Origin of the sequence: Cryomorpha ignava, assembly GCF_010686655.1 — a bacterium.
GTDB lineage: Bacteria > Bacteroidota > Bacteroidia > Flavobacteriales_D > Cryomorphaceae > Cryomorpha > Cryomorpha ignava.
In genome coordinates, this window is the sequence record NZ_JAAGVY010000001.1 from 267,539 (window position 1) to 279,849 (window position 12,311).

General features: G+C 41.5%; 11 protein-coding genes. All 11 read left to right on the forward strand.

What is annotated here, in order from left to right; genetic code table 11:
* Positions 1-54 precede the first annotated feature (54 nt).
* Positions 55-1,266 (forward strand): sensor histidine kinase, encoded by a 1,212-nt coding sequence (locus G3O08_RS01120; RefSeq protein ID WP_163282818.1) that lies wholly within the window; start codon positions 55-57, stop codon positions 1,264-1,266.
* Positions 1,267-1,816: 550 nt separating this feature from the next.
* Positions 1,817-2,623, forward strand: a complete 807-nt coding sequence (locus G3O08_RS01125) for a sensor histidine kinase (protein WP_163282819.1) — start codon at positions 1,817-1,819, stop codon at positions 2,621-2,623.
* Positions 2,624-2,987: 364 nt separating this feature from the next.
* Complete coding sequence (locus G3O08_RS01130) at positions 2,988-3,770, forward strand: enoyl-CoA hydratase/isomerase family protein (protein WP_163282820.1); 783 nt, start codon at positions 2,988-2,990, stop codon at positions 3,768-3,770.
* A gap of 15 nt (positions 3,771-3,785) precedes the next feature.
* Positions 3,786-5,264 carry a lipopolysaccharide biosynthesis protein gene (locus G3O08_RS01135; RefSeq protein ID WP_163282821.1) on the forward strand — a complete coding sequence of 493 codons (1,479 nt, stop codon included), beginning with the start codon at positions 3,786-3,788 and terminating at the stop codon, positions 5,262-5,264.
* Positions 5,265-5,705 carry a dUTP diphosphatase gene (dut, locus tag G3O08_RS01140; RefSeq protein WP_163282822.1) on the forward strand — a complete coding sequence of 147 codons (441 nt, stop codon included), beginning with the start codon at positions 5,265-5,267 and terminating at the stop codon, positions 5,703-5,705.
* 6 nt (positions 5,706-5,711) lie between these two features.
* Entirely contained in the window at positions 5,712-6,713 is a 1,002-nt protein-coding gene (locus G3O08_RS01145) for a sugar phosphate nucleotidyltransferase (protein ID WP_163282823.1), read from the forward strand.
* Positions 6,710-8,461 (forward strand): tetratricopeptide repeat protein, encoded by a 1,752-nt coding sequence (locus G3O08_RS01150; RefSeq protein WP_163282824.1) that lies wholly within the window; start codon positions 6,710-6,712, stop codon positions 8,459-8,461. The genes G3O08_RS01145 and G3O08_RS01150 overlap by 4 nt, the downstream gene beginning before the upstream one ends.
* Positions 8,462-9,349, forward strand: a complete 888-nt coding sequence (locus tag G3O08_RS01155) for a DUF4292 domain-containing protein (RefSeq protein WP_163282825.1) — start codon at positions 8,462-8,464, stop codon at positions 9,347-9,349.
* Complete coding sequence (locus tag G3O08_RS01160; RefSeq protein WP_163282826.1) at positions 9,294-10,553, forward strand: murein hydrolase activator EnvC family protein; 1,260 nt, start codon at positions 9,294-9,296, stop codon at positions 10,551-10,553. Before G3O08_RS01155 ends, G3O08_RS01160 begins: the two co-directional genes overlap by 56 nt.
* A gap of 49 nt (positions 10,554-10,602) precedes the next feature.
* Positions 10,603-10,797, forward strand: coding sequence for a Sec-independent protein translocase subunit TatA/TatB (locus G3O08_RS01165; protein WP_204336732.1), 195 nt, complete (start codon positions 10,603-10,605; stop codon positions 10,795-10,797).
* Between the two features lie 9 nt (positions 10,798-10,806).
* A complete protein-coding gene (gene gatA / locus G3O08_RS01170) occupies positions 10,807-12,246 on the forward strand; it encodes an Asp-tRNA(Asn)/Glu-tRNA(Gln) amidotransferase subunit GatA (RefSeq protein ID WP_163282828.1) in 1,440 nt (479 codons plus the stop codon).
* Positions 12,247-12,311: the final 65 nt, after the last annotated feature.

Below are 12,311 nucleotides of genomic sequence, written 5' to 3' on the forward strand. Positions count from 1 at the left end.
CCGCGGATTGTGAACGTAAATATATTGTAAATAAGTGTATTATAAATGTGAACTATGATATCTCCATCTACGCCGTTAAATGAAGAAGCCCGGCTGAAAGAACTTTCTTTATTAGAAATTCTAGATACAATTCCTGAGGAAGAATATGACCAAATTACAGAATTGGCATCCCAGATCTGCGAAGTACCCGTTTCTTTAGTTTCATTAATCGATACAGACCGGCAGTGGTTTAAATCAGCACTTGGTATAGATGCCAAAGAAACACCGCGTGATTATGCTTTTTGTGCCCATGCAATTAATACGCCTAATGAGATCTTTGAAATTCCTGATGCACGAGCTGATCCTCGATTTCGGGATAATCCGCTGGTTACTAGCGGCCCAAATATTGTTTTTTATACTGGTGTGCCATTGGTTACGTCTCATGGTAATGCCCTGGGAACTCTATGTGTAATTGATACAAAGCCAAAAAAGCTCACCACTTTTCAAAAAAAGGCACTTACCACCCTTTCTAACCAAGTAATAAAAAGTTTGGAGCTACGTAAGAGAAATCTGGATATCAAAATTCAGAATGACGAGCTCAAAGAAAAAAACGCTATCTTGAGAGATCTTGCTCATGTTGTATCTCATGATTTAAAATCTCCACTAAATAATATTATTGGTCTATCAAACATTCTTTCAGATCCCGATAAACCGTCGATAGAAATGGTAACAAAGTTCAGCATGCTTATTAAGCAGACGGCCAATGATCTCAAAATTCTTATCGATGATGTCATGAAATATTCCACATCAGAAGATGTTTTAAAATATAAACAAGAATCCGTTTCTCTCAACAAAATTGTGGATGAGTGCAAATCACACTACAATCATTTGCAAGATATTGAGTTTGACATCGATTTAAATTATCACACAGTTACAGGAAATCCGGTTGCCTGGAAGCAGATTATTTTCAATCTGGTTTCAAATGCGGTTAAATACAATGATAAGCCATTGACCTCTATCAGCATTTCGTCCACTTTAAGTGATGACAATTTTATTCATTTTACTGTAAAAGATAATGGAATTGGAATACCGGAGCATTTACATACAGAGGTTTTTAAACCCTTTAGAACGCTAGATTCAAAAACCCGCAACGGTGAAAATTCATCAGGTCTCGGTCTGGCCACTGTAAATAAACTCGTAAAAAGCTTAAAAGGCACAATTGAAATTCAAGCTAATAAACCCCACGGAGCTGTTTTTAGTATCATTGTTCCGGTGAGCCTCAATTAGAGTCTGTCCATAATGTCCGCTTTCATGCCTGTGGCTTGGTCTAAAGCCTTGTCTTGAAAATCGAAGATCAAGCCATTTCGGCATGACAGTCCTTTCGACTTCGCATTTCGACTGGCTCAATAACCACTCAAGACATCGCATCCCGCCCCAGCGGGACTTCTAGATTACGCCCTGCGGTTGTGAGTTGAAAGTACGCATGTTTCCAAAAGTCAATTCCGGGATGACTAGGTAAGGTCTCTTTTTTTTGACCTTGCCTCCAATACGATGATTAAAACCCCGTACTGCTCAAAAAATTCCCATGATTTCATTGGCTATTTTCGGCATTAGCAGAATGACTCTTATGATCATAAAGCGGTTTTTCAAAGCAAAAATCCTAAGATTATTATTCAACGAAATTTTGCGATAGCTGATTAATAAGCAGCCTAATTACACTTTCATTTTAAAAAATAGACGGAATAGCCATTTCTACTGGTTTAGGGCTAATAATCACTCGACGCAATAACGAACTGATGGCAACTCTGCGACGTAGGATTAGAATAAAATTTAATTTATGATATGTCCTTCGATCCCTTCGAATGAAAATAGCCGGCTAAGAGAACTCTTATCGTTGGAAATTCTGAATACAAATCCGGAAGATGAATATGACAAGATTACAGAACTTGCATCGCATATTTGTGGGGTTCCTATATCGCTCATTTCACTAATTGGCAAAGACAGACAGTTTTTTAAATCGACTTATGGAATAAATGCAAAAGAGACTCCCAGAGATCTTGCCTTTTGCGCCCATACAATTAACTATCCAACTGAAATTTTTGAAGTGCCTAATGCAAGTATAGACTACCGATTTCACGACCATCCGATGGTTACTGGGAAGCCAAATTTCATTTTTTACGCCGGTATTCCTTTGGTCTCTTTGCAAGGTCATGCTCTGGGCTCCCTTTGCGTGATTGATCACAAACCCAATAAGCTTGATGAATTTCAGAAAAAAGCACTGAAAACCCTTTCTTTTCAGGTGAGTAAAAGCCTTGAGCTCCGGAAGAACAAATTGGAACTGGAAATCCGGAAGGAGAAACTTAAGGAGAGAAAATTCACATTGACCGAACTCGCCCACCTCATATCCCATGATCTGAAATCGCCAATAAATAACATCATCGGATTATCAGAAGTCCTTTACGACTCTGATCCTCCCTCGCCTGAACTATCAAGAAAACTCAGCAAACTCATTTCTCTGTCTGCCTATAAACTAAAAGATTTAATAGACGCAGTATTAACCTATGCCGCATCAGAAAACTTACCAGAGGAAATACACATCGGCACTTTTTACCAAAACACTAAAAGACCGCAAAGCAAATTATAGGCCTTATCGTTTCTTCTGAATGTGATTTCTCAAAGTTTGATGGAAAGAGATCCAAAGTTTGCATTAATAGCTGAACCAAACTCAAAAGCAATCTCCTTATATGCGAAGGTTTCTGCATAACGTCCCGACCTGGTAAAAATACCAATGGCATTGGTTCTTCCAACCCATAGACCATAACTCAACACAAAAGAGTGAAGACCAACCTAACTTTTAAAGTAGTCGAATTCTACCACTTTAAGATTTCGGTCATACGTCTGTTTCCGAAAAGACAATCGTACATTCTTTTTTTTCGAAAACCCCAAAATAACCCCAAATACCCAAAAATCACCTCAAGACCACTACATTTGCCTCAAACTCGACCAAAATGAATTTCGATAATCTGATCATTTCCAACGAAGGCGCCCTTCGCACCATTACCATAAATCGTCCTGAAAAGCTCAATGCACTAAACAGAGCTGTTATAAAAGAACTCTCAGACGCGCTTTCTCAAGCAGAAAATGACAAGGGAGTTAGAGCCGTGATTCTTACCGGAGCAGGTGAAAAAGCTTTTGTAGCCGGAGCTGATATCAGCGAATTCGCACATTTTAGCAATGAAGAAGGTCAGAAGCTTAGCGCCGAAGGCCACAAGTTACTTTTTAATGCGGTGGAGAAAATGGGAACACCTGTAATTGCCGCCGTAAACGGATTTGCACTGGGCGGCGGACTTGAGCTCGCTATGAGCTGCCACATTCGCGTAGCATCAGACAATGCCCGCGTGGGGTTGCCGGAAGTATCGCTTGGCGTTATTCCCGGATACGGTGGTACACAAAGACTTGCCCAATTTATTGGCAAAGGCCGAGCCCTCGAAATGATTACAACCGCTCAAATGATTACCGCAGCCGAAGCGCACAATATGGGGCTGATGAATCACGTTGTTCCTCAAGTTGAACTGATGGAAAAATGCGTGGAAATAGCAAAGAAAATTATTCGCAATTCTCCCGTGGCTATCAAAGCAGCAATCCGCGCCGTAAATGCGCAATACACCGAAAATGTGGATGGCTACTCAGTTGAAATTGACGCCTTTGGAAGCTGCTTTGGATCAGACGATTTTAAAGAAGGAACTACAGCATTTCTGGAAAAGCGAAAACCAAATTTTAGTGGAAACTAAACCGACTATTTGCCTATGAGCGCACTGCGAAAGCTCGCCGGGCAAACAGCCATTTACGGTGTAAGCAGTATTATAGGAAGGGTGATGACTTTTTTGCTCACGCCCCTATATACCCGTGTGTTTGCGCAAGGTGAGTACGGTGTGGTTACCGAACTTTACGCCCTTGTCGCATTTCTCATCGTGTTCTTGACTTACGGAATGGAAACCGCTTTTTTCAGATTTGGCTCAAAGGCAAAATCTGAGGAAGAAAGAAACCGGATTTTTAGCACATCATTTATTGCCATTCTCGTTACTTCTTGTCTCTTTATTGTGGTTATCCTCCTCAACTTAAATGGGATTTCCAATACGCTGGGATACAGTGACCACCCTGAATACATCGCTTATTTTACCTGGATTGTCGCATTGGATACAATGGCTACAATTCCATTTGCACGCCTGCGATTGCGGAATAAGCCCATCGTTTTTGCCGGAGTGAATTTAATCAGTATTGGTGTCAATATCGGTCTCAATCTCTTCCTGATTTTATACTGCCCTAAGGCATTGGTCGATCCCGATGCTTTTGGCCACAGCTTTATCTCTTCATGGTACAATCCTGCATTCGGTATAGGTTATATTTTCGTAGCCAATCTTGTGAGCAGCGCCGTAAAATTCTTGCTTCTTACCCCATGGATGCGCGGAATTGTGCACGGATTCCACATGCGCATCATTCGCCAGCTTCTCCCCTACGCCCTGCCACTGCTATTGCTCGGGCTGGCGGGAATAGTTAACGAAACATTCGATAGACTTTTCTTTACCAAATTATCCGGACTGCCCGATGATTTGGCAGATGAACAACTGGGAATTTACGGTGCATGTTATAAAGTAGCTATGCTGCTAAGCATTGGAATTCAAGCATATAGATTTGCGGCAGAGCCCTTTATCTTTTCCCTCACCAACAAAGACCGCGATAAAACACAGAGCGATATTATGAAGTATTACTTTATAATTGCTTCTTTTATCACGCTTACTTTACTCTGCTTTTTAGATGTTGCAGTGCGGCTTATCGGCGAAGACTTTAGAGAGGGTATGGACGTAATTCCGATTCTTCTCGTGGCTTACCTTTGCTTTGGGGCAGTTTTTAACCTCTCATTTTGGTACAAGCTAAACGATAAAACGGTTTATGGGATGCTCATAGCGATCGTGGGCGCCGTTGTAACAGTTGTAATGAATATAATCCTCGTGCCAAAAATAGGTTATTATGGATCGGCATGGGCTACACTTGGCGCTTATGTGGCTATGCTCGCCTTATCATACTACCTGGGAAACAAAAAGTATCCGGTAAAATACAACTTAAAGGAAATAGGATTTTATGTATTCTTTGCCGCAGGACTTTATAGCATTCATTACATTCTTAATTTTGACGGATTTATAAAGTATATTTCCGGAGCGGCGGCGGTAATTATTTATGCCGCTGTTGTTTTTAACAAGGAAAAGAAAATTTTAAAAGCGCTTTAAATGGCTATCGTAGAAATAATTAACAAATCTAAACACCCCCTTCCCGCCTATGCAACAGCGCAGAGTGCGGGGGTAGATTTACATGCAAATCTCAGCGAGTCAATAACGCTCGAGCCCTTACATAGAAAGCTCATCCCCACCGGTTTGCACATCGCGCTACCTGTTGGGACAGAAGCTCAAATAAGACCCCGCAGCGGTCTTGCATACAAGGAAGGAATCACGGTTTTAAACGCTCCCGGCACCATCGATGCTGATTATCGCGGAGAGATCGGCGTTTTATTGGTAAATTTGTCAGATAAAAACGTGAAAATTCACGACGGTGAACGCATTGCCCAAATGGTTATTGCCAAATATGAATCGGTTGATTTTAAAGAAGTAGGCACCCTAACCGAAACTGTTCGGGGCGAAGGCGGATTTGGCAGTACCGGAAAAAGATCTTAGAGAAATATGAATATTATTATCCCAATGGCGGGCATGGGAAAACGCCTGCGCCCACACACGCTTACCATTCCCAAACCACTTATTCCCGTGGCCGGAAAACCTATAGTACAGCACCTTGTAGAAGATATTGCCGCGCTGGTGCCAGACAAGCTTAACGAAATTGTATTTGTTACTGGTCGCTTTGGCAAAGATGCTGAAGATCACCTGCTTGAAGTGGCAAAATCATTGGGCGCCATAGGCACGATAGCTTACCAGGACGAAGCGCTGGGAACAGCTCACGCAATATGGTGTGCCAAAGAAGCGCTTCATGGCAAAACCATTGTGGCTTTCGCCGATACGCTTTTCCGAGCCGATTTTAAGCTCGACGAAACGAAGGACGGCGTACTTTGGGTAAAACAAATTGAAGATCCCTCGTCATTTGGTGTTGTAAAACTCGATGATGACGGAGTGATAACAGATTTTGTTGAAAAACCGCAAACATTTGTTAGCGACCTTGCCATGATTGGAATTTACTATTTCAAAAAAGGAGAAGATCTGGCAGAAGAGATAAAATATCTCATCGAAAACGATATTAAAAAAGGTGGCGAGTACCAGCTACCCGATGCTTTGAGACGAATGACTGAAAAGGGTTTTAAATTTGGTCCCGGAAAAGTAGATGAATGGATGGATTGTGGAAATCCAGCCGCCACTATTGATACGAATGAACGCATTCTCCATTGGAAATACCCAAATTCGCAAGTTTCAGCGTCTGCATCAGTAGAGCACAGCGTTATAATTGATCCCTGCTTTATTGGCGAAAACGTTGAAATCAGCAATTCAGTAGTTGGCCCATACGTTTCAATCGGTGCAGGCACAAAGGTAGATTCTTCGCGAATAAAGCGATCTATCGTTCAGCAGCATTCAAAAGTGACTAACTTTATACTAGAAAATTCCATGGTTGGAAATTTCGCTAAAATTGAAAACAAGGCTCAGGTGCTTAGCGTGGGCGACTACAATATCATTGAATGAAAAACGTATTTCGTTTACATATAATTCTTGGATTAATATTGGGACTTGTGGGGTTTTCGGCTTGCAAAACAGAGAAATCTGCAACAGCATCTACCCAAAAACCCGGGCAGCGAAAAGAACTCTCATCTAAGGAGTTACGCGATTTTACCGTGGCTTATATGGATGCCAACAAGGCCAAAATTCTCGGCAATTTCAGCGAAGCCATAAAATTGTTTCGCGAGTCGCTTCAAATTGATCCCACCAGTGCTGCCGCCCGGTATGAAATAGCCCGAATTTATGCCGAGGACAGCAATTTTCCTTCAGCACTTAGCTATGCCAAAGAAGCTTATGACCTGGAACCTGAAAACATTTGGTATGCCCAATTCCTCGGACAGCTGTATTCAGAAATGGGAAAAATGGAAGAAAGTATTGCCATTTTTAGAGAAATCGTAAAATCCCATCCCAACGACTACGGTTTTTATTTTAATCTCGGCGCTTTACTTTCCGCTCAAGGCAAATACGACGAAGCGCTACAACTCTACAACGATCTCGAAAAAAGAATAGGAACATCTCAGGAGCTTTCGTTGCAGCGCCAAATGATTTACATTGATAAAGGAGATTTTGATAATGCGCTAAAGGAAATTGATAAGCTAATTGCGACAAATCCTGAAGAATTGAGACTCTATGGAATGAAGGCAGAGATTTTTCAGCAAGTCGGCCGTGAAGACGATGCGCGCAAACTCTACGAGGAAATGCTTGATATGGAACCCGACAATGGATTGGTTTTGCTTTCGCTCCACGATATTGCCAAGAAAAATGGAAAGCAATCAGAAGCCAACGAATATCTCAAACGCGCTTTTGGTTCTTCAGAGCTTTCGATAGATGTAAAGGTTAATATCCTTCTGAATTATTTGAACTCCAACGATTTTAATAAGAACCGCGATTTCATTCTTTCGCTCACGCGTGAAATGGAGAAGGCACACCCCGACGAGGCCAAATCGTATGCTGTACAGGGCGATATTTACTACAATTTGAGTCAGCTCGACTCGGCGAGAGTAAAGTTTCGCAAAGCCGTGGCTATTGATCCCAACAGGCCTCCAATTTGGCAACAGATTCTGACCATTGACTCACAGCTCAACGATTTTGAAGCACTTAAAAGCGAAAGCGAAAAAGCACTGGAATATTTTCCGCAGCAACCCATATTTTATCTTTTCAATGGCATTGCGCTTCTGCAAAATAAAGAAGCAGAAAAAGCTGTAGAATCTCTTAATACAGGAAAAAACCTGGTTGTAGACAACAACAAACTTCTGGCGCAGTTTTACGCTTCTCTTGGCGACGCTTATCACGAGCAGAAAGATCACGAAAGCAGCGATCAGTCTTATGATATGGCACTGAAGTATGATCCGCAAAACACTATTGTGCTCAACAACTATGCATATTACCTTTCTTTGCGAGAAATAAATCTTGAAAAAGCAGAGTCGATGGCTAAAAAGGCCAATGATTTAAATCCGGATGTTGCTTCATTTCAAGATACGTATGGATGGGTTCTCTATATCCGCCAAAACTATCAAAACGCACTTTTCTGGATTGAAGAATCCCTAAAAAATGGGGGCGGTACAGACCCAACAGTTCTGGAACATCACGGCGATGTATTATTAAAATTAAACCGCACAAAAGATGCTGTAAAGGCGTGGCAAAAAGCATTGGATGCCGGCGGCGAAACGGACGATCTTGGCCCTAAAATTGAGCAATACCAAGCCGCAGAATAGATGAGAAAAACCACCATTTTAGTATTTGTTGCCGCTACCCTCTCTGTAATGAGCTGTAAAACGAGGCGTGCTGTAGAAAAAAGCCCCCTTTTTCCGCTAAGTGAAAACGCGCTCTTAGACCTGGTAGAGCAAAACTCATTTGAGTATAAGTCTTTCAGCAGCAAACTCTTGGTATCAGCCGATATGCCCGAACAAAAGGGATCGTTTAAGGTAAATATGCGTATGCAGAAAGATACCGTAATCTGGATGAGCGTAACACCGGCACTGGGCATTGAAGCGGTACGTGTACTGATAGAGCCAGATACCCTAATGTTTATCAATAAGATGAAAGATCAATACTTTGCCGGCGGGTATAGCTCCATAGACAGCCTGCTTCAGTACGCCACAAAATTTGAATTTCTGGAGAATTTACTTGTGGGAAATGCTGTAGAAATTGAGTCAAATGAAAAATACAATTCCGTAGTAGATGAACTCTATTATGTGCTTCAAACGAAGGTAAAGCGAAAGGTTAAAAAAGCGGTAGAAACAAGTATTAAACCCAGTAAACGCGACTCGGTTTACGGCGAGATTTTAAAGCCCAAAAAGTTTGATAAAGCGACTGAAAAACTCGATGATCAAGATTTGATTGTGAAAAGATATTACATCCGCGCAAGCGATTTTAAAATTTCTCGCGTTAATATTGACGATTTACAATACGGCAGGTTTGTAGAAATATCATATAGTAATTTTGAAACCTTCGATGGACAAGTTTTGCCTTTGAAAATTTTTATAGATATACGCACACCAACTGAAACATCAAATATAGTAATTGAGCATTCGCGAATAAAAGTAAATGAATCCCAAAGCTATCCGTTTAAAATACCGAGCAGCTATGAACCAATGGATTAGATTAGGTTTATTCATGTTTCTATTCTGTGGTATGGCTTTAAATAGTTATGCTCAGGATAAGGACAAACAAGAGCTTCAAAAAGAGCGTGATCGCATTTCGCAAGAGATTTCGCTTACCAATAAGCTTTTGCTGGAAACCCGAAATAACCGAAATAAGGTAGAGGGTGAACTCTCGCTAATCAACAAAAAAATCAATCTTCGTGAAGACTTGATCAGAAGTTTGCGCGGAGAAATATCCCTTTATAACCGAAGAATTGCTGCAAATCGAGAAAAAATCGATAATCTGGAAAAGGAGCTCACGGCGCTAAAAGATAACTATGCCGAAATGGTTCGTTTTGCCCAGCGTACACATAGAAGCGAAGACAGGCTGATGTATATTTTTGCTTCCGCAGATTTTTTTCAGGCGGTGAAGCGTATCAGATATTTAAAACAATATACCCATTACCGTCAGGATCAGGCAAACGAGATAGTAGCGACACAAGATAAATTGAATAAGCTAAATGCCGGTTTGCTCGACGTTATTGCCGAAAAAGACAAGCTTATCTCTTCCGAAGAAAGCAATAAAAAAGAACTCACTTCAGATCTAGCTGAACAAAAAAGTACCGTTTCAAATCTCCAGCAGGAAGAGAAAACATTAATCAAGAAACTCAAAAAGCAGGAAAAACAACGCGAGGAGCTCAACAAAGAAATTCAACGAATTATTGAAGCAGAAATTCGCGCTTCGAAAAAAGACAATGCCGGTGTATTTGCTCTAACACCCGAGGCGGCCGCACTTTCGGCGAGTTTTGAGAAAAACAAAGGAAAATTGCCGTGGCCTGTGGAGCGAGGTGTTATTACATCGCGATTCGGAAATAATCCTCACCCCGTGCTGGCGGGAATTACCGTGCCAAACAATGGTGTAAACATCGCTACAAATGCCAATGCCACCGTAAGAGCGGTTTTTGAAGGTACCGTTTCGGCGGTTTTCAGCATTCCTGGAGCGGGGCAAAATATTATTATCAACCACGGAGGGTATAGAAGTGTGTATTCAAATCTAAAAGATGTGTATGTCACCAAAGGTCAAAAGGTTGAAAATAAGCAATCTATAGGCACAGTTTTGACTGACGATGGCTCGGGAAAAACAGAATCTCACCTGGAAATATGGAAGGTTGACCAGTCTGGAACGACCAAACAGGATCCTGCTTTGTGGATTTACAAGCAATAACCTTGCACCACATCCTTTTTTTGTACTTTTGTAAAAAATAAAAGCTATGCTGCTTTCAATAATATTAGGAATGATTGGATGGCCACAGGTTGTCCTGATTGCTGTAATTGTTTTACTGCTTTTTGGCGGTAAAAAAATTCCCGAAATGATGCGTGGGCTTGGCAAGGGTATGAAAGAATTTAAAGATGCCACCAACGAAGACACCACTAAGGGAAAAAACAATACATCAACCGAAGAAAAGTAAGATTTATTTGTGAATTCCTACCGCTCCTTAGAAGCTATCCAAAGTGATTTGTCTGCCGAAATAATTGATATGCCCTCATTGGTAAATCACTACTTGCAGCGCATTGAAGAAACTGTAGATTTAAACATATTCCTTGAGGTTTTCAAGTCTGAAATCCTGGATAAGGCTGCAGCTGTTCAATCAAAAATCAAAGCTGGAAATGCGGGTAAACTGGCAGGAATGGTTATTGCCATCAAAGACAATATCTGCTATAAAGATCACAAAATTAGCGCTTCATCTAAGATTCTCAAAGACTTTGAATCGCTTTACAGCGCTACAGCCATTAATCGATTGCTTGCAGAAGATGCATTGATTATTGGACGTGTAAACTGTGACGAGTTTGCAATGGGTGGATCGAATGAAAATTCCGCATACGGCCCGGTTAAAAACCCAGTCAATAAAGATTACGTACCGGGAGGCTCTTCAGGTGGCTCGGCCGCCGCAGTTGCAGCAGACTGTTGCCTTGTAGCTCTAGGAAGCGATACGGGAGGTTCTATTCGTCAGCCGGCTTCTTTTTGCGGAGTAGTTGGTATTAAGCCCACTTACGGCCGAATTAGCCGTCACGGTCTTATAGCATTTGCATCTTCTTTTGATCAAATCGGGCCGCTTTCACAAAGTGTTTCAGATGCTGCACTTGTTCTGGAAATTATGGCGGGCAAGGATTCGATGGATACCACAAGCAGCTCTCAAAAAGTAGATGCTTACAGCGATTTTTCCGAAAATCCCAAACCACTTAAAATCGGTTTTATCCAGGAGTGCCTTGACAGCAAATCGCTTGACCCTGAAGTAAAGGAGAGTCAGCTGAAGCTAATTGAACAGCTGCGCGCAGAAGGTCATACAGTTGACCCTGTAAGGCTTGAAGAATTAGACTATTTAGTGCCCACTTATTACGTTTTAACCACCGCCGAGGCTTCGTCTAATTTATCGCGATACGACGGTATTCACTATGGTTACCGCAGCAGTGCAGCTACAGATATTGAATCAACGTATTTAAAAAGCCGCACCGAAGGATTTGGAAAAGAAGTAAAGCGCCGCATTATGCTGGGCTCTTTTGTACTTAGTGCCGGATACTACGATGCATATTATGGGAAAGCACAAAAAGTACGTCGCCTGATAAAAGAAAAAACCGAATCTCTTTTTGAAGATTACGATCTATTGCTCTCTCCTACTACGCCGGCTACCGCGTTTAAATTTGGAGCAAATATGGACGATCCGATAAAAATGTATCTCGAAGATATTTTTACTGTTCATGCGAATTTAGTAGGCACCCCGGCCATATCGCTACCGCTTTTTAAGCACAGCAAGTCAGGATTGCCTTTTGGAGCCCAATTTATGAGCGCCGCATTTAACGAAAAGTTGCTTTTAGACTTTTCGCACAACTTAATGAACATCGTCGCGTTAAAAGCATAATAAATTCTTTCCTTTTTTCTTCTTATTTTTAGGCTCATTTGTCAAACCTTCGTACGCGAGATGCG

Excerpts from the sequence above, each read along its gene's own strand:
- G3O08_RS01120 (WP_163282818.1), top strand. The coding sequence starts at position 55 with ATGATATCTCCATCTACGCCGTTAAATGAAGAAGCCCGGCTGAAAGAA.
- G3O08_RS01160 (WP_163282826.1), top strand. The coding sequence starts at position 9,294 with ATGAATCCCAAAGCTATCCGTTTAAAATACCGAGCAGCTATGAACCAA.
- G3O08_RS01130 (WP_163282820.1), top strand. The coding sequence starts at position 2,988 with ATGAATTTCGATAATCTGATCATTTCCAACGAAGGCGCCCTTCGCACC.
- G3O08_RS01150 (WP_163282824.1), top strand. The coding sequence starts at position 6,710 with ATGAAAAACGTATTTCGTTTACATATAATTCTTGGATTAATATTGGGA.
- dut (WP_163282822.1), top strand. The coding sequence starts at position 5,265 with ATGGCTATCGTAGAAATAATTAACAAATCTAAACACCCCCTTCCCGCC.
- G3O08_RS01145 (WP_163282823.1), top strand. The coding sequence starts at position 5,712 with ATGAATATTATTATCCCAATGGCGGGCATGGGAAAACGCCTGCGCCCA.
- G3O08_RS01125 (WP_163282819.1), top strand. The coding sequence starts at position 1,817 with ATGATATGTCCTTCGATCCCTTCGAATGAAAATAGCCGGCTAAGAGAA.
- G3O08_RS01155 (WP_163282825.1), top strand. The coding sequence starts at position 8,462 with ATGAGAAAAACCACCATTTTAGTATTTGTTGCCGCTACCCTCTCTGTA.
- G3O08_RS01135 (WP_163282821.1), top strand. The coding sequence starts at position 3,786 with ATGAGCGCACTGCGAAAGCTCGCCGGGCAAACAGCCATTTACGGTGTA.